We start from the raw sequence: 21,577 nt of genomic DNA, 5'->3' as shown, positions 1-21,577 counted from the left end.
ACGCTAAAAGCCATAAGTTAAAACTGTGGATATCGGTTTTATCATTCAGTGACACGCGCCGCAATGTCTAAAACTTATGACCGGTGAAATGTGCCCCGCGTCACACAAAACAATCTGCCGCCTCGATACGACAAAACCGACAAAATGGCTGTCAGGTAATACGTTTAGCCCGGCTAACCTTCGTCCATTCTGGATTTGTACAGCGGGGGCATAGTTGATGATCGCCAGCCTGCATGACAACCACATGGCTGCATTTTATGCAGGCATACTCGCCCACTTCCGGTACGGTTTTGTATCGTTCGATGAGCATATCCGGCAGGATACAGAGCCCGGGCTTCACTTCCTCGTCGGGATAGTAATAGACGCTGATTTGGCCGTTCGTTTCCATAATCGCCAGACGCACCTGCCCCAGTTGCTCCACGCTGCTCAGACGCAATTCCATAAAGAACTCGAACTCGGTCATATTGGCGCTTTGCACATTTTCCCAGGCCAGTTGCCCGTCTTCGACGATAACCACCGGCTTCCCTTCGAACAGATCTTCCAGCTTCTCACTTTTCGACATCAGCCACATGACCAGCCAGTAAAGCAAGGCGAGGGAAACAAAAACGATAAACACTGGCACCATCGGCACGTCGTCATAAAACGCGACGTCCCCCGCCGCCGAGCCCAGCGTCAGGATGATCAGCACTTCAAACAGCGACATCTGCCGAACGCCGCGACGGCCGGTGATTTTGAGAAACAGGAAGACCAGAACGAAAGTGTAAAGGCTGCGCAGCGCCACTTCGCCCAGAAATTCAGGTGGAACTTTACCAAACGCCATCCGCTGGAGATCAAATGCTTTCATTTTTCTATGCCTTAACAGTCAGTTACTGCTACTAAGCATAGCCTAGCCATTTATTTTCGCCGGAGATAGCACCCGTCACGCAAAACCCGTATCATTGCGCGCTTTACGTACGATAAAAGTGAACGCCATGACTCAAACGTTTATCCCCGGCAAAGACGCCGCTCTGGAAGATTCCATCGCTCGCTTCCAGCAGAAACTGACCGACCTGGGCTTTAACATCGAAGAAGCCTCCTGGCTGAACCCGGTGCCTCACGTCTGGTCCGTGCACATTCGCGACAAAGACTGCGCGCTCTGCTTTACCAACGGTAAAGGTGCGACGAAAAAAGCGGCACTGGCCTCTGCGCTGGGTGAGTACTTTGAGCGTCTGTCCACCAACTATTTCTTCGCTGACTTCTGGCTGGGTGAAACCATCGCTAACGGTCCGTTCGTTCACTATCCGAACGAAAAATGGTTCCCGCTGACCGAAGACGATGAACTGCCGGAAGGCATTCTGGATGCCCGTCTGCGCGCGTTCTACGATCCGGAAAATGAACTGACCGCCAGCATGCTGATCGATCTGCAGTCGGGTAACGAAGATCGCGGTATCTGCGCCCTGCCGTTCACCCGTCAGTCTGACGAGCAGACCGTATATATTCCAATGAACATCGTCGGCAACCTGTATGTGTCCAACGGCATGTCCGCCGGTAACACCCGCAATGAAGCGCGCGTGCAGGGCCTGTCTGAAGTGTTCGAGCGTCACATTAAAAACCGCATCATCGCAGAATCCATCAGCCTGCCGGAGATCCCGGCTGACGTGCTGGCGCGCTACCCGGGCGTGGTGGAATCCATCGCGAAGCTGGAAGCGGAAGGTTTCCCAATCTTTGCGTATGACGGCTCGCTGGGCGGTAAATATCCGGTTATCTGCGTCGTGCTGTTTAACCCGACTAACGGAACCTGCTTCGCTTCCTTCGGCGCGCACCCTGACTTCGGCGTGGCGCTGGAGCGTACCGTGACCGAGCTGCTGCAGGGCCGTAGCCTGAAAGATCTCGACGTGTTCACCCCGCCAACGTTTGACGATGAAGAAGTGGCCGAGCACACCAACCTCGAAACCCACTTCATCGACTCCAGCGGTTTGATCTCTTGGGATATGTTCAAGCAGGACGCGGACTATCCGTTCGTGGACTGGAGCTTTGCCGGTACCACCGAAGAAGAGTTCGCCACACTGATGGCCATCTTCAACGCCGAAGATCAGGAAGTCTACATTGCCGACTACGAACACCTGGGCGTTTACGCGTGCCGCATCATCGTACCTGGCATGTCCGATATCTACCCTGCTGAAGATCTGTGGCTCGCAAACAACAGCATGGGCGCGCACCTGCGTGAAACCCTGCTCTCCCTGCCGGGCAGCGAGTGGGAAAAAGAAGATTATCTCAACCTGATTGCCCAGCTGGACGATGAAGGCCACGATGACTTCACCCGCGTGCGCGAGCTGCTGGGTCTGGCGACCGGTAAAGACAACGGCTGGTACACCCTGCGCATCGGTGAGCTGAAAGCGATGCTGGCCCTCGCGGGCGGCGATCTGGATCAGGCTCTGGCCTGGACCGAATGGACCATGGAGTTTAACCAGTCGGTCTTCTCCGCCGAGCGCACCAACTATTACCGCTGTCTGCAAACCCTGTTGCTGCTTGCACAGGAAGAGGATCGCGAGCCACTGCAGTACCTCAACGCTTTCGTACGTATGTACGGTGCTGAAGCGGTTGAAGCCGCCAGCGCGGCACTGAGCGGTGAAGAGCCGTTCTACGGTCTGCAGGCGGTTGACAGCGATCTGAAAGCCTTCCCGGCGCATCAGTCTCTGCTGAAGGCCTATGAAAAGCTGCAGAAAGCAAAAGCCGCTTCCTGGTCAAAATAAGCGCATATAACATTAACAGCAGTAGGCGTATTCAATCGTCTGGGCTATATTACGGGGCAATTTCATTGCCCCGTTTTTTTATTCTCTTCGGCAATGATTGTTGATTGTAATAATTAAGTTAAACACGGGTAAATATAATAATATTTGCCTGGGCTTTATTGTTACTTTTTATGGTAAATACTCCATATTAATTAACTGTTTCGAAGGGGGCCGAACGAAAAAATTCAACTCTTTTCATAACTTTTAAAATTTATTTTTATACGGATAATCAAATACTTACTCCGCATTTGTTGTAAAACCATACATACTGCGGGCCTATAAGCCAGGCGAGATATGATCTATATCAATTTCTCTTCTATAATGCTTTGTTAGTATCTCGTCGCCGACTTAATAAAGAGAGAGTTAGTGTGAAAGCTGACAACCCTTTTGATCTTTTACTCCCCGCCGCGATGGCAAAAGTTGCCGAAGAAGCGGGTGTCTATAAAGCAACGAAACACCCGATGAAAACGTTCTATCTGGCGATCACCGCAGGTGTGTTCATCTCTATCGCTTTCGTCTTCTACATCACCGCCACCACCGGTACTGCCGGAATGCCTTTCGGCATGGCCAAACTGATTGGCGGCATTTGCTTCTCACTGGGTCTGATTCTCTGCGTCATTTGCGGCGCCGACCTCTTCACCTCAACGGTGCTGATTGTTGTGGCGAAAGCCAGCGGAAGAATTACCTGGGGTCAACTGGCGCGCAACTGGCTTAACGTCTACGTTGGTAACCTGATTGGCTGTCTGCTCTTTGTTCTGTTGATGTGGCTCTCTGGCGAGTATATGACCGCCAACGGTGGCTGGGGGCTTAATGTCCTGCAAACCGCTGACCACAAAATGCACCACACATTTATCGAAGCCGTTGCTCTCGGCATCCTCGCAAACCTGATGGTCTGCCTGGCGGTCTGGATGAGCTACTCCGGTCGTAGCCTGATGGATAAAGCCATGATTATGGTTCTGCCGGTTGCGATGTTTGTTGCCAGCGGCTTCGAGCACAGTATTGCGAATATGTTCATGATCCCGATGGGGATTGTTATCCGCAACTTTGCAAGCCCGGAGTTCTGGACCGCAGTTGGTTCATCCCCGGAAAGTTTCTCTCACCTGACTATTATGAATTTCATTACTGATAACCTGATCCCCGTTACTATCGGGAACATTATCGGTGGGGGTCTGTTAGTTGGGTTGACATACTGGGTCATTTACCTGCGTGGCGGCGACCATCATTAATGGTTGTCTCAGGCAGTAAATAAAAAATCCACTTAAGAAGGTAGGTGTTACATGTCCGAGCTTAATGAAAAGTTAGCCACAGCCTGGGAAGGTTTTGCGAAAGGTGACTGGCAGAATGAAGTAAACGTCCGTGACTTCATTCAGAAAAACTATACCCCGTATGAAGGTGACGAATCCTTCCTGGCTGGCGCAACTGACGCGACCACCAAGCTGTGGGACAGCGTAATGGAAGGCGTTAAACTGGAAAACCGCACTCACGCGCCAGTTGATTTTGACACCTCCGTTGCTTCCACCATCACTTCTCACGATGCTGGCTACATCAACAAAGCCCTTGAGAAAATCGTTGGTCTGCAGACTGAAGCACCACTGAAACGCGCAATCATCCCGTTCGGTGGTATTAAAATGGTTGAAGGTTCCTGCAAAGCGTATAACCGCGAGCTGGATCCAATGCTGAAAAAAATCTTCACCGAATACCGCAAAACCCATAACCAGGGCGTATTCGATGTTTACACCAAAGACATTCTGAACTGCCGTAAATCTGGCGTTCTGACTGGTCTGCCAGATGCGTATGGCCGCGGCCGTATCATCGGTGACTACCGTCGCGTTGCGCTGTACGGTATCGACTTCCTGATGAAAGACAAGTACGCGCAGTTTGTTTCCCTGCAGTCCGATCTGGAAAACGGCGTAAATCTGGAAGCGACTATCCGTCTGCGTGAAGAAATTGCTGAACAGCACCGCGCGCTGGGTCAGATCAAAGAGATGGCGGCGAAATATGGCTGCGATATCTCTGGTCCTGCAACCAACGCCCAGGAAGCTATCCAGTGGACCTACTTCGGCTACCTGGCTGCGGTTAAGTCTCAGAACGGCGCAGCAATGTCCTTCGGTCGCGTGTCTACCTTCCTGGATGCGTACATCGAACGTGACCTGAAAGCAGGCAAAATCACCGAGCAAGACGCTCAGGAAATGATTGACCACCTGGTCATGAAACTGCGTATGGTTCGCTTCTTGCGTACCCCAGAATATGATGAACTGTTCTCTGGTGACCCAATCTGGGCAACTGAATCTATCGGCGGTATGGGCGTTGACGGCCGTACGCTGGTTACCAAAAACAGCTTCCGCTTCCTGAACACCCTGTACACCATGGGTCCTTCTCCGGAGCCGAACATCACCGTTCTGTGGTCTGAAAAACTGCCTCTGAACTTCAAGAAATTCGCCGCTAAAGTGTCCATCGACACCTCTTCTCTGCAGTACGAGAACGATGACCTGATGCGTCCGGACTTCAACAACGACGACTACGCTATCGCTTGCTGCGTGAGCCCAATGGTTGTTGGTAAACAAATGCAGTTCTTCGGTGCGCGTGCAAACCTGGCGAAAACCATGCTGTACGCTATCAACGGCGGCGTTGATGAAAAACTGAAAATGCAGGTTGGTCCTAAGTCTGAACCAATCAAAGGCGACGTGCTGAACTATGACGAAGTCATGGAGCGCATGGACCACTTCATGGACTGGCTGGCTAAGCAGTACGTGACCGCGCTGAACGTTATCCACTACATGCACGACAAGTACAGCTACGAAGCCTCTCTGATGGCGCTGCACGACCGTGACGTTATCCGCACCATGGCGTGTGGTATCGCTGGTCTGTCCGTGGCTGCTGACTCCCTGTCTGCAATCAAATATGCGAAAGTTAAACCAATTCGTGACGAAGACGGCCTGGCCGTAGACTTCGAAATCGAAGGCGAATACCCGCAGTTCGGTAACAACGACGCTCGCGTTGATGACATGGCGGTTGACCTGGTAGAACGTTTCATGAAGAAAATTCAGAAACTCACTACCTACCGTAACGCTATCCCGACTCAGTCTGTTCTGACCATCACCTCTAACGTTGTGTATGGTAAGAAAACCGGTAACACCCCAGACGGTCGTCGTGCTGGCGCGCCATTCGGCCCAGGTGCTAACCCAATGCACGGTCGTGACCAGAAAGGTGCTGTTGCCTCTCTGACCTCCGTTGCTAAACTGCCGTTTGCTTACGCGAAAGATGGTATCTCTTACACCTTCTCTATCGTGCCAAACGCGCTGGGTAAAGACGACGAAGTGCGTAAAACTAACCTCGCGGGTCTGATGGATGGTTACTTCCACCACGAAGCGTCCATCGAAGGTGGTCAGCACCTGAACGTGAACGTAATGAACCGTGAAATGCTGCTCGATGCGATGGAACACCCTGAGAAATATCCTCAGCTGACCATCCGCGTATCTGGCTACGCAGTACGTTTTAACTCCCTGACTAAAGAACAGCAGCAGGACGTTATCACCCGTACTTTCACTCAGTCCATGTAAGTGGAATTGACTGAAATCACGCGTTAAAAAGCGTACAATAAAGGCTCCACGCAAGTGGGGCCTTTTTAACACCCTCGCTTCACCAGTCTCTTTTGTCCGCTATCTATACTTTATGGATAACAGCCAAAACAGACTCGACATAGCCTTGGAGCTGTGCAACTACATAGGCCCCCGGATGGGCCAAATTCGGAGATATCACCGCAATGTCAACTATTGGTCGCATTCACTCCTTTGAATCCTGTGGCACCGTCGATGGCCCGGGTATCCGCTTTATAACCTTTTTCCAGGGCTGCCTGATGCGCTGCCTGTACTGCCATAACCGCGACACCTGGGACACGCACGGCGGTAAAGAAGTCACCGTGGAAGATCTGATGAAAGAGGTAGTGACCTACCGCCACTTTATGAACGCGTCCGGCGGTGGCGTGACCGCGTCGGGGGGGGAAGCTATTCTTCAGGCTGAGTTTGTCCGCGACTGGTTCCGCGCCTGCCATAAAGAAGGTATTCATACCTGTCTCGACACCAACGGCTTTGTGCGCCGCTACGATCCGGTCATTGATGAACTGCTCGAGGTGACCGACCTGGTGATGCTCGATCTCAAACAGATGAACGATGAGATCCACCAGAATCTGGTTGGCGTTTCTAACCACCGTACGCTGGAGTTTGCCAAATACATCGCCGACAAAGGCATCAAAACCTGGATCCGCTACGTTGTTGTTCCCGGCTGGTCAGATGACGATGACTCCGCGCACCGCCTGGGTGAATTTACCCGCGACATGGGCAACGTCGAGAAAATTGAGCTTCTACCCTATCACGAACTGGGTAAACATAAATGGGTGGCGATGGGCGAAGAGTACAAGCTTGATGGCGTGAAGCCGCCGAAAAAAGAGACGATGGAACGCGTGAAAGGTATTCTTGAGCAGTATGGCCACAAGGTTATGTATTAAAGAGAAGGCCCGGTAAGAACCGGGCCTTTTTATATTCTATTTAAAGACGCCGTTAATAACGGAGGTTACAATCGCCGTACTCAGCGCAATTAAGACCAGATCGTCACCCACCACGCGCCATTCATAGCCAGGGTAGGAAGGAAGCTGGCCGAGCATAGACGCTGGCACGGTTTTCTTCGCAATGCCCGGAGGAAGTGGTTTACCGCGGGCGAGGTTTTTCGCAATACCCGGAGGCAGAGACTCATAGCCCGTTAAGCCGTAATTCAGTGCCAGGTGGCGGGCATGATCGAAGCTCACGCGAGCATCAACGTCATTACCGACATCTTTGCTGTTTTTGAAGCTCTTATCCGATTTCCCAGGGTTATCCTTTCCGCTATTTTGCTTATTACCATGGTTACCGGAATTACCAGAATTCCCGTTACCATGATTGCCGCCATTACCTTGTCCGCCACCGTTTCCGTGACCACCGCCGTTCCCGTTTCCAGGGTTAGCCATGACCGGAGCCGTTGCAAACGTTAAAGACAACACTACGGCAAGTGCGGTAGTGGAAAAACGACGTATAGACATGATTGTTGCCTTTTAGTGGTAGAACTCACTTGAATTATCGCCAGGCGGGAAAAACAAACAATGAGTAAAAGTCTTATATGTGACAGGGACAAAAAAGCCTGTCATCGACAGGCTTTTATTTAATCAGGCGTGTGCCACAGGGGTTGGATGCTCGCCCGCTTTGCGCAGCAGCATCAGGAGATAAATAAACGACACGCTGGCAATCATGATAAACAGCAAATTGTCAGAATAATTCTGCATCAGCATCGCGGTAAATGTCGGTCCCAGCAGGCTACCGATGGTGTAGCTTAATAATAGCGCCTGATTCATTGCAACGAGTTGGTGATGTTCTACTTTCTCACAGGCCCAGGCCATCGCGACCGGATAGAGCGTGAAACCTGCGGCTCCGAGAATAAACAGCGCGGGCGCCATCGCGGCGTTGCTGAGCATCGCAAGGCATCCCATGATCACCACGAAAACCTGAACGCGCAGTACCAGCAGACGACCAAAGCGGTCCGCCAGGCGGCCAATCGGCCATTGCCCCACAATACCCGCACTGACCATCACCGCCATCCAGAAACCAATTCCGGAATCGCTGACGCCCTGATGATTCAGGTAGAGCGGCATCAGGCCGTAGAGCGAGCCCAGTACGATCCCCGAGATAATGCAGCCGTTAACGCCCAGACGCGCCTGACGGAGTCTGAGCATCGGCCAGACGTGGGTCGCTTCCTGATGCTCGCTGTTCTGGTTCACAATGCGCGTGAAGAGCAGCGGCAGGATAGCGGCTAGCACCATCCCCGTTACCCACGGCAGAACGCTCATCAGATCGGTTGGCAGCTTGCTGACCATCAGTTGACCCAGCACGGTGCCGACGTAGTAAACCATCATATAGGCCGCCAGCAGGCGTCCGCGGTTGCGGGAGGTACCGCTGCACATCAGAGCACTTTCAACCACCACCCAAATCATTGCGCAGCCTACGCCAGCGATAAAGCGCCACGCCATCCAGCTCCAGAAGCCAACCATCAGGCCCAGACCGGCGCACCCGGCAGCGAAAATCAGCGAGGCCAGATAATAGCTGCGATTAAAGCCAAAACGCTTAATCAGGCTACCGGTTAATAATGTGCCCAGCAGGTTCCCGGTGAAAAAGGACGAGCTGACCATACCAACCTGCCAGGTCGGTAAGTTTTCATGGGCGAGCCACAGCGGGACGAGCGTGTTTAACACGGCGATCGCCAGGGTCAACAGAAGCAGGCCACAGAGCAACAGGAGCACTGGCCGGGTATAGGTGGTCATGGATTAAAAACCGTGAGGAAGTTCAGATTTCGTGCGCATCATGCCACTGGCAAAAACAAAGTCAATCCACAGATTTAGCCGGCTCGCACAATATCTTCCCTGTCGATTTAAAAAACTTATCCTGCTAATGCAGCGCCTGCTATAGATATTAATTATGTATCTGTTTTTATTTATTAATGACCAAAATTAAAACAAAACGACAGTCGAAAAATTTCATGAATGAAAAAAAGAAAAGCCGGGCGCTATGTCCCGGCTTTTAATAACCAAAAATAAAATTAGCTGGCGATTGCCATACCGACCGTCATATGCAGGCCATAGAACACGCCGCGACCAATGAGCTCGCCCGCCAGCACCAGCACAAAGGCCAGGGATAGCAGCGGCAAAGCGGGCTGGTAACCTTTAAGCTGAGGGGCAATCCAGCATACCAGCGCAGCCGCCAGCAACGCCACGCGCCAGGCCATTAGCGAGCCGTAGTCCGGCACCAGCGCAGAAGCCTGCTGGATAGAGCTGTGAATGGTTGCCAGTTCGGCACCCTGCATCAGGGCAACCATCGCACTCACCACCAGCGCCAGCAGCGAAACGGCTGGCAACAAACGCATTGCCCAACCGTCTACCCCCGCCACGCGCAGCAGCAGATAGCCCAGCAGCGGCCCGCCGATAAACATCGTCAGGAAGAAGCTCATCGGCGTCCAGACGCTGTACCAGGTTGGGACGGTATCGATGGTGTTGTAGACGCGCACCATCATCCACACGAACACCACGCCCAGTACCATGGTGACGATCAGCCACAGGCTGCGCAGGCCCGCAGGCAATTTCTTGAGCGCAGCCAGCAGCCACCCCAGTCCGCCGACCGCAAAGAAGATTGCCCCGCTGGCAATTTCGTTACTGAGGGATGAGGCCCCCACGCGGTTCAGGGAGTTGAACGCGCGCATCGGTGAGCCCAGGTGCAGCGTAGAGGCGATAAATCCAATCCCCATCAGCACCCACAGGCCAAACATGCTCAACACTAAACGCTGCTGCTGTTCAGCATTGAGGTTCCCTTTTAACAGCGCCAGCGCAAGAACAATGAAGCCGCCCACTACGCACTGCCCAAAGACCGTGAAGATCATCAGCGGCCATTCATGCCATCCACTTCCCATCTCACACCTCCTTCGGATTAGCCAGGTAGCCGGTGGTGTCACCCGTCGGACGGCTGTTGGCGTTAGGTTTAATGACAATACTCGGCTTCGTGAAGTGCGCTGACGGCAGCGGCGCCACTGCGGCAAGCTGGCCGTGTTTCTGACGCAGCTCTTCAATCGGACCAAAATCCAGGGCGCGCAGCGGGCAGGACTCGACGCAGATTGGCTTTTTGCCATCCGCCACGCGGCTGTGGCAGCCGTCGCACTTGGTCATATGCCCTTTGGCGGCGTTATACTGCGGCGCGCCGTACGGGCACGCCATATGGCAGTAGCGACAGCCAATGCAGACATCTTCATCCACCACCACAAAACCGTCTTCCCGCTTGTGCATCGCCCCGCTCGGGCACACCTTCGTGCAGGCCGGATCTTCACAGTGGTTACAGGCAATCGACAGGTAATAGGCAAAAACGTTCTGATGCCAGACGCCGTTATCTTCCTGCCAGTCGCCCCCGGCGTATTCGTAAATGCGGCGGAAGCTCACGTCCGGAGTGAGATCTTTGTAATCTTTACAGGCCAGCTCGCAGGTTTTGCACCCGGTGCAACGGCTGGAATCAATGAAAAATCCATACTGGGTTGTCATCGGTTACTCCTTAAACCTTTTCAACCTGGACAAGGTTTGTGTGAGACGGGTTGCCTTTCGCCAGCGGCGACGGACGCTGCGTGGTCAGGACGTTAATACTGCCTGCCTGGTCGATGCGGTTGGCATCCGGGCTGTACCAGGCCCCTTCCCCCAGCGCCACTACGCCAGGCATCATGCGCGGTGTCACTTTGGCTTCAATGTGCACCTCGCCGCGACCGTTAAAGATACGCACGCGATCCCCATTGCTAATACCACGTGCTTTGGCATCCATCGGGTTGATCCACATCTCCTGGCGGCAGGCGGCCTTCAGTACGTCGACGTTACCGTAGGTGGAGTGCACGCGCGCCTTGTAGTGGAAACCGGTCAGCTGCAGCGGGAATTTCGCCGTCAGCGGATCGTTATAGTTTTCGAACCCCGGCGTGTAGATCGGCAGCGGATCGATAACATCGCCTTCCGGCAGCTCCCAGGTAGACGCGATTTTTGCCAGCTCTTCGGAGTAGATTTCGATTTTGCCCGACGGCGTGGTCAGCGGATTCGCCTGCGGATCTTCACGGAACGCTTTATACGCCACGTGATGCCCTTCCGGGTCACGCTGCTTGTACATGCCCTGCTTGCGGAAGGTATCGAAGTCCGGCAGGTCAGGAATCGCTTTACGAGAGAGTTCGTGCAAATGGCGCATCCACCCTTCCTGCGTGCGTCCCTCGGTAAACTGCTGCTCAACGCCAAGACGTTTCGCCAGCTCGGAGGTCATCTCATAAATGGTTTTGCACTCGAAGCGCGGCTTGATGGCCTGGTCGGTAAAGATCACGTAGGACATGTTGCCGCAGGACGCATCCAGCGCGAAATCCATCTGCTCAGACGCGGTGCAGTCCGGCAGCAGAATATCGGCATATTTTGCCGAGGAGGTCATGTGGCAGTCGATCACCACAATCATCTCGCACTTCTTGTCATCCTGCAGGATTTCATGGGTGCGGTTGATTTCCGAGTGCTGATTGATAAGGCAGTTGCCGGCGTAGTTCCAGATCATCTTGATCGGTACATCCAGCTTGTCCTTGCCACGTACGCCGTCGCGCAGGGCGGTCATTTCCGGGCCACGTTCAATCGCATCCGTCCACATAAACATGGAGATGCTGGTCTGAACCGGGTTATCCAGCGTCGGCATACGCTCAAACGGCACTTCATAAGAACCTTCGCGCGCGCCGGTGTTACCACCATGAATACCGACGTTTCCGGTCAGAATAGAAAGCATGGAGATAGCGCGGGTGGCGATTTCGCCATTCGCATGACGCTGCGGTCCCCAGCCCTGGCTGATGTAGGCCGGTTTAGCTGAGCCAATCTCACGCGCCAGCTGAACAATGCGCTCAACCGGAATACCGGTGATGGTGGAGGCCCACTCCGGCGTTTTCGCCACGCCGTCGCTACCCTGGCCGAGAATATAGGCCTTGTAGTGACCGTTGGCAGGGGCACTGGCTGGCAGGGTTTTCTCGTCATAACCGACGCAGTATTTATCAAGGAACGGCTGATCGACGAGGTTTTCAGTAATCATCACCCACGCCAGCGCAGAAACCAGTGCCGCATCGGTACCGGGACGAATGGGGATCCACTCATCTTCACGCCCGGCACCGGTGTCGGTGTAGCGCGGATCGATGATGATCATGCGGGCATTGGATTTGGCGCGGGCCTGTTCTAGGTAGTAGGTCACCCCGCCGCCGCTCATGCGGGTTTCACCCGGGTTGTTACCGAAGAGTACGACCAGCTTACTGTTTTCGATATCGGACGGGCTGTTGCCGTCGGCCCAGCCGCCGTAGGTATAGTTCAGGCCCGCGGCAATCTGTGCGGAAGAGTAGTCGCCGTAGTGGTTGAGATAACCGCCGCAGCAGTTCATCAGACGCGCGACCAGCGTTTTACCCGGTGGCCAGGAGCGGGTCAGCGTGCCGCCCAGCGTCCCGGTGCCATAGTTCAGGTAGATGGACTCGTTGCCGTACTCTTTGATCAGGCGCTGCATGTTGGTGGCGATAATGTCGTAGGCTTCGTCCCAGCTAATGCGCTCAAACTTCCCTTCCCCACGTTTACCGACACGCTTCATTGGATATTTCAGACGATCCGGGTTATAAACGCGGCGACGCATGGAGCGACCGCGCAGGCAGGCGCGAACCTGGTGTAACCCTTCGTAGTTATCGTCCCCGGTGTTGTCGGTTTCGACATACTTAATTTCGCCATCCACCACATGCATACGCAGCGGACAACGGCTACCGCAGTTTACGGTACACGCACTCCACACCACTTTTTCCGGAGCTGCGGCTGAGGATAGTGCATCCGCCGCCGACGCCAGCCGGGTAAAAGGGAGCGTGAAGGCGCTGCTGGCTACAGCCAGGCCGCCTATTGCCGTGGTTTTCATCAACCCACGGCGAGTGACCTCGGCAGCCATTAACGCTTCAGGCGCTTTGATTTTCATAGAGACTCACTTTGGTTGCTCACAAAGAAAAGAGAGGCGGCACGAACCGCTATATAGTTTTATAAATAACGAATTGCTTCGTTATCAGCGTTTTATGCTAACTTTCATTCGGAGGAGTATTACTACTTTAGAGGGAGGGGGTATTGCGTCGTGTCAATTCATAGGCATAAAAAAAGCGCCAGAAGGCGCTTTTTTGTTGTGAGGCAAAGAATTAGCCGATGTACTGCTGGCCTTTCATGTATGGACGCAGCACTTCAGGGATCTCGATGCGGCCATCTGCCTGCTGGTAGTTTTCCAGCACGGCAACCAGGGTACGGCCAACAGCCAGACCAGAACCGTTCAGGGTATGCACCAGACGGGTTTTATTATCAGATTTGCTGCGGCAGCGTGCCTGCATGCGGCGCGCCTGGAAATCCCAGACGTTAGAGCAGGAGGAGATTTCACGGTAGGTGTTCTGCGCAGGCACCCAGACTTCCAGGTCGAAGGTTTTGCAGGCACCAAAGCCCATATCACCGGTGCACAGCGCCATGCGGCGATACGGCAGGCCCAGCAGCTCCAGCACTTTTTCCGCGTGGCCGGTCATCTCTTCCAGCGCGTCCATGGATTCTTCAGGACGTACGATCTGCACCATCTCAACTTTGTCGAACTGGTGCATACGGATCAGACCACGGGTATCGCGACCGTAAGAACCTGCTTCCGAGCGGAAGCACGGAGAGTGTGCCGTCAGCTTGATTGGCAGGTCGTCTTCGTCAATGATCTCATCACGCACGAGGTTGGTCAGCGGCACTTCCGCGGTTGGGATCAGCGCATAGTTGCTGCTGTCTGCTTCTTCATCCAGCGGACGGGTATGGAACAGATCGCCGGCAAATTTCGGCAGCTGGCCCGTACCGTACAGCGTATCGTGGTTAACCAGATACGGAACGTAGGTTTCGCTATAGCCGTGCTGCTCGGTGTGCAGATCCAGCATGAACTGCGCCAGGGCGCGGTGCAGATGGGCAATCTGGCCTTTCATTACCACGAAGCGAGAACCGGTCAGCTTAACCGCTGCCGCAAAGTCCAGGCCCGCGTGCATTTCGCCCAGCGTAACGTGATCGCGCACCTCGAAGTCAAACTCGCGAGGCGTGCCCCAGCGTTTCACTTCAACATTGTCGTTCTCGTCTTTGCCGACAGGCACGCTGTCGTCAGGAATGTTCGGGATCGCCAGGGCGATATCACGAATTTCGGCCTGAAGAATGTCCAGCTCCGCTTTCGCCTGATCCAGCTCTTCACCCAGCTTGTTCACTTCCAGGCGTAATGGCTCAATATCTTCCCCGCGCGCTTTCGCCTGGCCAATGGATTTCGATCGAGAGTTACGCTCTGCCTGCAGATTTTCAGTTTGTACCTGCAGAACCTTACGACGCTCTTCAAGAGCGCGCAGCTTATCTACATCCAGCTTAAAGCCCCGGCGTGCCAGTTTTTCAGCGACTGCGTCTGGCTCATTACGCAGCAGATTGGGATCGAGCATGCTTATCCTGTGCTTATCGAATTAAAATAGGAAAATGTGACCACAGCCTGCGGCCACAGGGATACTACGCCAACATTACCGCAACGATAGCGCTAACGGTAGCGTTTTATAGGGCTATTTTGATCCTGTCCGGCAAGCCAGGCGAGCTTTTCGCCAATCTTACCCTCAAGACCTCTGTTTGTGGGGTGATAATAGCGGGTTTGTGCCATCTCCTGCGGGAAATATTCTTCGCCAGCGGCGTAGGCGTTGGGCTCATCATGGGCGTAGCGGTACTCCTGCCCGTAGCCCATCTCTTTCATCAGCTTGGTTGGCGCATTGCGCAGGTGGACCGGCACATCGTAGTCAGGGCGTTCACGCGCGTCCGACATCGCGGCTTTAAACGCGGTATAGACGGCATTGCTTTTCGGCGCACAGGCCAGGTAAACAATCGCCTGAGCAATGGCGCGCTCCCCTTCCGCCGGGCCTACGCGGGTGAAGCAGTCCCAGGCCGAGATCGCAACCTGCATGGCGCGCGGGTCGGCGTTGCCAACATCTTCTGACGCAATTGCCAGGCAGCGGCGCGCAACGTATAGCGGATCGCCACCCGCGGTGATGATACGTGCGTACCAGTAGAGCGCAGCATCCGGGGCGCTGCCGCGCACGGACTTATGCAGCGCCGAGATCAGGTCGTAAAAACGATCGCCTTTATTATCGAAACGCGCGCTGCGCTCGCCGGCAATTTCGGTCAGCAGCTCCTGCTTCAGCACGCGCTTTCCGGCATCATCCACTTCGGCCATGTCGGCCATCATTTCCAGCGTGTTCAGCGCGCGGCGCGCATCGCCGTTGACCAGCTCCGCAATCGCACGTCGCGTGTCGTCAGGCAGAACGATATCCTGACCGCCGTAGCCACGCGCTTTGTCGTCCATCGCCTGCGTGAGGACCTTTTCGATATCCTCGGTGGTCAGGGATTTAAGCAGGTAGACGCGCGCGCGGGACAGCAGCGCGGAATTGAGTTCAAACGACGGGTTTTCGGTGGTCGCGCCGATGAAAAAGATCGTGCCGTCTTCAATATGCGGCAGGAAAGCGTCCTGCTGGCTCTTGTTGAAGCGGTGGACTTCATCGACAAAGAGAATGGTGCGGCGCCCGGCATTGCGGTTCTGACGCGCGCGCTCGATCGCCTCGCGGATCTCCTTCACGCCGGACGTTACCGCTGAGATACGTTCAACGTCCGCGTTAGCATACCGGGCAATGACTTCTGCAAGCGTGGTCTTGCCGGTACCCGGGGGCCCCCAAAGGATCATTGAGTGTAAATGCCCCGCCTCAATGGCGCGCGGCAAGGGTTTCCCCGCAGCCAGCAGATGCTGCTGACCGATGTACTGCGCTAAATTTTCTGGCCGCATACGGGCGGCCAGAGGTTGAAACGCATTATCTGAAAAATCGAGCGACAGATTGCCCACTCATGCCTCTTACTTATTGCGTTGGTCGTCCACCGTCACGCCCTGCGGCGGGGTAAAGGTGAATTTCGATGCGTCTACGGCGCCGTTCTGCTGAGACTTAAGCTGGTAGCTGCTGCGCTGATCGTCCTGCTCAACCGCGCCGAACTGATTAATGGTACCGTTGGTGCTTACGTTGATGGTGAACTGCTTCAGGTTGCCGTTGCTGCCTTTTGGCGTCAGGACAAATTCATCACCATTCTGTTTAATGTTGTACTGCTGCCAGTCGCTGGCCTGGTTGCGGGCGATCAGCATAAACGGTGTGTTGCTGGTCGCGTCTTTCAGCCAGGTCGCAGTGGCCTGCTCAACAAACGGGTTGAAGAACCACAGGGTTTTACCGTCAGAAACCAGAATACTTTCATCCGGCTGGGTCATATGCCAGTTGAACAGATTGGGACGTTTTACCCACAAATCTCCCTGGCCTTCCTGCACCGCGTTGCCGCTGCCGTCTGTCACTTTTTGCGTGAAGCTGGCGTGGAAGCTGCTTACTTTGTCCAGTCGGCTTTTAAGGTCGCTGGCTGCATCAGCCCAGACGCTGCTGGCTACAAAACTGGTGAGTAATGCACAGGCGATGGCGATTTTTTTCATTGTTATTCCTTAAAATACGTCTTCCCGAAATGGGGTTTCCGTTTCTATTCTGGACCTGCCCGCAGGCAGGCGACAGAAGAATATGCTTAATTTTTGCTGATTTACCCTTCTTTGCAATTGCTGAAGGTTAATCAAACGGCGGCGGAGCCAGCACCTCGCGGTTACCGTTGTGCCCCTGTTCGCTCACGATACCCTGCGCTTCCATCTGCTCAATGATACGCGCCGCGCGGTTATAGCCGATGCGGAACTGACGCTGAACGCCAGAGATGGAGGCTTTACGTTTTTCAGTAACGAAATTAACCGCCTGATCGAATAACGGATCCAGCTCTTCGCCGCCGTCAAAGCCACCGCCGCCGCCTTCGCTTTCGCTGTCGGAGGTAATGCCGTCAACGTACTGCGGACGCCCGCGCGCCTTCCAGTCCTGCACCACGGCGTGTACTTCCTGGTCGCGAACAAACGCGCCGTGTACGCGCACCGGAGAGGTGGAGTTCGGGCCGGAGTAGAGCATATCACCCATTCCCAGCAGCGACTCAGCGCCGCCCTGGTCAAGAATGGTACGCGAGTCAATTTTGCTCGAAACGGTAAACGCGATACGGGTCGGAATGTTCGCCTTAATCAGACCGGTGATAACGTCCACGGACGGACGCTGGGTCGCCAGCACCAGGTGAATACCTGCCGCGCGCGCTTTCTGTGCCAAACGCGCGATCAGCTCTTCCACTTTCTTACCAACGGTCATCATCAGGTCGGCGAATTCATCCACCAGCACGACGATATAAGGCAGTTTCTCCAGCACCGGATGCTGGGCATCCATGCTGTCACCCGGTTTCCAGTAAGGATCCGGGATTGGACGGCCCATGCGCGCCGCCTCGGCGATTTTCTCGTTATAGCCAGCCAGGTTACGCACGCCCAGCGCCGACATCAGCTTGTAGCGGCGCTCCATCTCGTTGACGCTCCAGCGCAGGGCGTTGGCGGCGTCTTTCATGTCGGTGACCACTTCCGTCAGCAGATGCGGAATGCCTTCGTAGACCGACAGTTCGAGCATTTTCGGGTCGATCATGATGAAACGCACATCTTCCGGCTGCGCTTTATAGAGCATGCTGAGGATCATGGCGTTCACGCCGACGGACTTACCGGAACCGGTAGTACCCGCTACCAGCAGGTGAGGCATTTTCGCGAGGTCTGCCACCACCGGATCGCCGGCGATATCTTTACCCAACACCACGGTCAGTGGGGATGGGTTATCGCGGAACTTGGTGTTATCCAGCACTTCACGCAGGTAAACGGTCTGACGTTTCTTGTTCGGCAGCTCAAGGCCAACGTACGGTTTACCCGGAATCACTTCCACCACACGTACCGCCACGGTCGACAGAGAACGCGCCAGGTCGCGGGACAGGTTAGAAATACGCGCGGCTTTGACGCCCGGCGCCAGGTTCAGTTCGAAACGGGTGATCACAGGACCGGGTGAGTAGTTCACCACATCCGCCTTGATGCGGAAGTCTGCCAGGCGGGCTTCCACCAGACGGGCCATCTGCTCCAGGGCAAACGTATCAACCGGTTCGACTTCAGCCGGTGGCGGCGTCAGCAGATCCAGCGACGGCAGCGGCGTGCTCGGACGCTGCAGCGGACGGCTGTCACCGTTACGCATCAGCAGCGGGTGAATCAGGCTCTCCTGCGGCTGTGGCGCTGGCTGCTGGAACTGCGGCGGCTGTTGTTGTGGCTGCTGCGGTTGCGCATACGGCTGCTGAACAGGTTGCTGCGGCTGCGCGTATGTCTGTGCCTGCGGCGCTGGCTGCTGGCGCACAGGCTCTGCTTCCGGCATCACGCTTGGGGTGAACAGAGGTTCGCTCGGGCCATCATCCACCAGATCTTTCATCGGCGAGAACTCGAAATCCGATAATGAGAACGGGTTCGCGCCAGCAGGCTGTTCACCGGAGTAACGCTGCTGCTGGGTTGCCGCGAACTGACGCGCTAATTCGGCTTCAGCCGCGTCATCTTCGTCTTCCAGCATCGGTTCATCGTGCTGATAGTCTTCACCGTAGCGCTGATTCTGCTGCGCGGCGAACTGGCGGGCCAGCTCGTCCTGCTGCATTTCATCAGCGTCATCCTCGTAGTCCGTCTCACGCGCTTTTTCTTCGGCCATCCGCTGGGAAGGCAGCTTGATCCCATAGGAGGCAAGCTCACGACGGGTTGGAACGCGGACGCGGTTAGGGCGAGGCAGCTGCGGACCAATTCCCTCTTTTACCTGAGGACGCGGCGCACCGCCCGTTGCCAGGCTAAAGACAGGTGCCGCCGCCGCTGCGGCCGCGGTAGCCTGCTTCACGCTTTCCGCTACGGGGGCAACAGCAGGCGTCGGGTCGACCGGAGGAACCGAAACAGACGGGGCTTTTGGAGCAGGTTCCTGCACCGGTTCAGGCACAGGCTGATACCATGCCGCCAGCTGCTCGCGCTCACGAGCCCGGCGTTCTTCAACTTCTTCAAAGTAGTACATTGGCGGACGAGACGGTTTCACCTCTTCCACCACCTCAGGTTCAGGCTGAGGCTCGACATAAGGCTGCACAGGTTCAACCGGTTCAGGCACGTACTCCTGATACGGCTGGGCCACAGGCTGCTCATACTGCTGCGGTTCATACTCAGGTTGCGGCGGCTGGTAAGGCTGCTGCCACTGCTCCTGCTGCACAGGGATATAGCTTTCTGGTTCAGGGGCGATAACAGGCTCCGGCGTGTGGATACCCGGCGCGGTCTGCCACGCAACCTGAGGCTGCTGAATAGAGGATTCCGGAGGCGAAACCGGCGCGGATGGCATCACGGCTTCGACAGGCGCGGCATACGCCTGGGCTGCTGTCGTTGCGGCTGCGGCCGCGGCAACCGGCGCGGTAACGGTATGGCCGTTAAGCAGCGGATCGTATTCATCGAAATCACCCGGCATCGCACGGTTGCCGGAGAAAAGCACATCATCAGGATCTACTGCGTTACCCGCTGCGCGGTACTCCACCTGCTCGTCTTCATCCATACGCTTACCGGAGAAGAGCGCCGCATCGGTTTTACGTCCAAGCGGGTTAGCAAATTTCTCAGCAACGCGCTGGCGACGCGCCAGGGCACCGCGCAGAATACGGGCACGACGAGATTCACGACGCTGCACCGGGGCATCGTCTTCCTCTTCGTACTCGTCTTCATATTCTTCTTCATCGACCCACGTGTCGTCGCGGCGGGTACGGTTGCTCGCGAAAGTCAGGATCGTAAGAATAAAGCTGCCGATCTTCTCGGCAATGCTCACCCATGACCAGCCGGTAAACAGCGTCAGCCCGGCCGCCCAGATGCAGAGCAGCGCCAGCGTGCCGCCGCTGCTGTGAAGCATCGGCTGTAGCGCAGAGCTCAGCAGGCTGCCAATCACCCCACCGGAGGCAAAGTACCAGATATCATCGGCGTTAATCGCCGCCAGCCCGCAGGAGGTGAGGATCAGTGCCAGCGCGCCAATCAGGCGCAGGGAAACCGCGAAATAGTCGATGTAATCATCGTTCTGACGATGACGCCATGCAAACCAGCATCCGCCAATAATAATGACGGGAATGGTGTAGGCCATCACACCGAAAATGAAAAAGAGCGTGTCCGCAAGCCAGGCTCCGGGTACGCCGCCTAAATTATGAATAGGCTCATGCCACGCGGTTTGCGACCAGCTGGGATCGGAGGGGTTGAAACTGAGTAAGGCTGCCATCAGCCAGACGGCAAAAAGGGCAATAACGATCAGCAAAGCCTCGAGGAGACGACGTCCGCTGCTTAGCTTCGATAGTGTGACTTCTTTGTCTTCAGTGTATTCCTGGCTCAAGAAAGGCTCTCCAGGTATCAGGCATATCCTGCCTGTTTGCTAAAACGGACAACAGCGCCGGGGCTCCCCGGCACTGTTGCTGTATGGATTAACAGGAGTGTAATCAAACTACGCTGATTTTGCACCTGTTCCGTGTTAGCGCGTCTTAATAACCAGACGATTGCTCTGTTTGACCTCTTCCATCACCACATAGGTACGGGTGTCGTTCACGCCTGGCAGACGCAGCAGGGTTTCCCCCAGCAGCTTACGGTAGGCGGACATATCAGGCACACGGGTTTTCAACAGGTAGTCGAAATCACCGGACACCAGATGACACTCTTGAATTTCTTCAAGTTTTTGTACAGCGGCGTTAAATTGCTCAAACACATCCGGCGCACCACGATTCAGAGTAATCTCAACAAATACCAGAAGTGAGGCATCCAGATAATGCGGGTTCAGCAGAGCCGTATAGCCCTGAATAAAACCCTGTCTTTCCAGTCGGCGCACACGCTCAAGGCACGGCGTCGGGGAAAGTCCCACACGTTTTGAAAGCTCGACGTTGGAAATACGCCCATCCTTTTGCAATTCATTAAGAATGTTACGATCGATACGGTCGAGATCTTTGCCAGGGCGCTTCTTGCTATCTACCATTATTATTGTCTCTCTGTATTCCTTCCCTACTCCTGCCTGGACCCTGTGCACATCACTGTTCAGAGCCTGTACCCGTTAGTCATCACATCGCCTGGTTATGTATTATATCCGTCATACTTCAAGTTGCCTGTGCGTTGGCTTTCCTCGCTCACCCCAGTCACGTACTTATGTACGCTCCAGGGGATTCGCTGCGTCGCCGCCTTCATGCAACTCGAATTATTAGGCTATAGACG

The 21,577-nt window shown here is 55.0% G+C and carries 15 protein-coding genes; 4 read left to right on the top strand and 11 right to left on the bottom strand.

Features of this window, described 5'->3' with window-relative positions; translation table 11 throughout:
• Positions 1 to 151: 151 nt before the first annotated feature.
• A complete protein-coding gene (locus USG84_RS01770) occupies positions 152 to 844 on the bottom strand; it encodes a DUF421 domain-containing protein (protein ID WP_151412823.1) in 693 nt (230 codons plus the stop codon).
• Positions 845 to 971: 127 nt separating this feature from the next.
• On the opposite strand from USG84_RS01770, the gene ycaO reads away from it, so the two are divergent.
• The 4 genes from ycaO (at position 972) to pflA (ending at position 7,275) form a co-directional block, all read left to right on the top strand.
• Positions 972 to 2,732: a 30S ribosomal protein S12 methylthiotransferase accessory factor YcaO gene (ycaO, locus tag USG84_RS01765; protein ID WP_151412822.1), complete on the top strand. Its 1,761-nt coding sequence runs from the start codon at positions 972 to 974 to the stop codon at positions 2,730 to 2,732.
• 407 nt (positions 2,733 to 3,139) lie between these two features.
• The gene (gene focA / locus USG84_RS01760; RefSeq protein WP_028012564.1) at positions 3,140 to 3,997 is read left to right on the top strand and encodes a formate transporter FocA; all 858 of its coding nucleotides are present in this window, start codon (positions 3,140 to 3,142) and stop codon (positions 3,995 to 3,997) included.
• A gap of 51 nt (positions 3,998 to 4,048) precedes the next feature.
• Positions 4,049 to 6,331: a formate C-acetyltransferase gene (gene pflB / locus USG84_RS01755; protein WP_023338210.1), complete on the top strand. Its 2,283-nt coding sequence runs from the start codon at positions 4,049 to 4,051 to the stop codon at positions 6,329 to 6,331.
• Positions 6,332 to 6,534: 203 nt separating this feature from the next.
• Positions 6,535 to 7,275, top strand: coding sequence for a pyruvate formate lyase 1-activating protein (pflA, locus tag USG84_RS01750; RefSeq protein WP_045630022.1), 741 nt, complete (start codon positions 6,535 to 6,537; stop codon positions 7,273 to 7,275).
• Positions 7,276 to 7,311: 36 nt separating this feature from the next.
• Here the strand turns inward: pflA and USG84_RS01745 are convergent, their stop codons facing one another.
• The 10 genes from USG84_RS01745 to lrp form a co-directional block, all read right to left on the bottom strand.
• Positions 7,312 to 7,842, bottom strand: coding sequence for an anti-virulence regulator CigR family protein (locus tag USG84_RS01745; RefSeq protein WP_061098704.1), 531 nt, complete (start codon positions 7,840 to 7,842; stop codon positions 7,312 to 7,314).
• 123 nt (positions 7,843 to 7,965) lie between these two features.
• Entirely contained in the window at positions 7,966 to 9,114 is a 1,149-nt protein-coding gene (locus USG84_RS01740) for an MFS transporter (RefSeq protein ID WP_045261768.1), read from the bottom strand.
• Between the two features lie 275 nt (positions 9,115 to 9,389).
• Positions 9,390 to 10,253: a dimethyl sulfoxide reductase anchor subunit family protein gene (locus USG84_RS01735; protein ID WP_061098705.1), complete on the bottom strand. Its 864-nt coding sequence runs from the start codon at positions 10,251 to 10,253 to the stop codon at positions 9,390 to 9,392.
• A gap of 1 nt (position 10,254) precedes the next feature.
• Entirely contained in the window at positions 10,255 to 10,872 is a 618-nt protein-coding gene (locus USG84_RS01730; protein WP_014883208.1) for a DMSO/selenate family reductase complex B subunit, read from the bottom strand.
• 10 nt (positions 10,873 to 10,882) lie between these two features.
• Entirely contained in the window at positions 10,883 to 13,327 is a 2,445-nt protein-coding gene (gene dmsA / locus USG84_RS01725) for a dimethylsulfoxide reductase subunit A (RefSeq protein WP_061098707.1), read from the bottom strand.
• 211 nt (positions 13,328 to 13,538) lie between these two features.
• Entirely contained in the window at positions 13,539 to 14,831 is a 1,293-nt protein-coding gene (gene serS / locus USG84_RS01720) for a serine--tRNA ligase (protein ID WP_320738116.1), read from the bottom strand.
• A gap of 92 nt (positions 14,832 to 14,923) precedes the next feature.
• The gene (rarA, locus tag USG84_RS01715) at positions 14,924 to 16,267 is read right to left on the bottom strand and encodes a replication-associated recombination protein RarA (protein WP_151412820.1); all 1,344 of its coding nucleotides are present in this window, start codon (positions 16,265 to 16,267) and stop codon (positions 14,924 to 14,926) included.
• 9 nt (positions 16,268 to 16,276) lie between these two features.
• Positions 16,277 to 16,891, bottom strand: a complete 615-nt coding sequence (gene lolA, locus USG84_RS01710) for an outer membrane lipoprotein chaperone LolA (protein WP_014883204.1) — start codon at positions 16,889 to 16,891, stop codon at positions 16,277 to 16,279.
• A 127-nt stretch (positions 16,892 to 17,018) separates the two neighbouring features.
• A complete protein-coding gene (locus tag USG84_RS01705) occupies positions 17,019 to 20,714 on the bottom strand; it encodes a DNA translocase FtsK 4TM domain-containing protein (protein ID WP_253541407.1) in 3,696 nt (1,231 codons plus the stop codon).
• 135 nt (positions 20,715 to 20,849) lie between these two features.
• A complete protein-coding gene (gene lrp, locus USG84_RS01700; protein ID WP_000228469.1) occupies positions 20,850 to 21,344 on the bottom strand; it encodes a leucine-responsive transcriptional regulator Lrp in 495 nt (164 codons plus the stop codon).
• Between the last annotated feature and the right edge of the window lie 233 nt (positions 21,345 to 21,577).

This window comes from Enterobacter sp. 168J2, assembly GCF_034107265.1.
Taxonomy (GTDB): Bacteria; Pseudomonadota; Gammaproteobacteria; order Enterobacterales; family Enterobacteriaceae; genus Enterobacter; species Enterobacter nematophilus.
The sequence above is the reverse complement of the archived record's forward strand: the minus strand, read 5'-3'. Positions and strand labels throughout refer to the sequence as shown.

Excerpts from the sequence above, each read along its gene's own strand:
- USG84_RS01770 (WP_151412823.1), bottom strand. The coding sequence starts at position 844 with ATGAAAGCATTTGATCTCCAGCGGATGGCGTTTGGTAAAGTTCCACCT.
- ycaO (WP_151412822.1), top strand. The coding sequence starts at position 972 with ATGACTCAAACGTTTATCCCCGGCAAAGACGCCGCTCTGGAAGATTCC.
- pflB (WP_023338210.1), top strand. The coding sequence starts at position 4,049 with ATGTCCGAGCTTAATGAAAAGTTAGCCACAGCCTGGGAAGGTTTTGCG.
- pflA (WP_045630022.1), top strand. The coding sequence starts at position 6,535 with ATGTCAACTATTGGTCGCATTCACTCCTTTGAATCCTGTGGCACCGTC.
- USG84_RS01745 (WP_061098704.1), bottom strand. The coding sequence starts at position 7,842 with ATGTCTATACGTCGTTTTTCCACTACCGCACTTGCCGTAGTGTTGTCT.
- USG84_RS01740 (WP_045261768.1), bottom strand. The coding sequence starts at position 9,114 with ATGACCACCTATACCCGGCCAGTGCTCCTGTTGCTCTGTGGCCTGCTT.
- USG84_RS01735 (WP_061098705.1), bottom strand. The coding sequence starts at position 10,253 with ATGGGAAGTGGATGGCATGAATGGCCGCTGATGATCTTCACGGTCTTT.
- USG84_RS01730 (WP_014883208.1), bottom strand. The coding sequence starts at position 10,872 with ATGACAACCCAGTATGGATTTTTCATTGATTCCAGCCGTTGCACCGGG.
- dmsA (WP_061098707.1), bottom strand. The coding sequence starts at position 13,327 with ATGAAAATCAAAGCGCCTGAAGCGTTAATGGCTGCCGAGGTCACTCGC.
- serS (WP_320738116.1), bottom strand. The coding sequence starts at position 14,831 with ATGCTCGATCCCAATCTGCTGCGTAATGAGCCAGACGCAGTCGCTGAA.
- lolA (WP_014883204.1), bottom strand. The coding sequence starts at position 16,891 with ATGAAAAAAATCGCCATCGCCTGTGCATTACTCACCAGTTTTGTAGCC.
- lrp (WP_000228469.1), bottom strand. The coding sequence starts at position 21,344 with ATGGTAGATAGCAAGAAGCGCCCTGGCAAAGATCTCGACCGTATCGAT.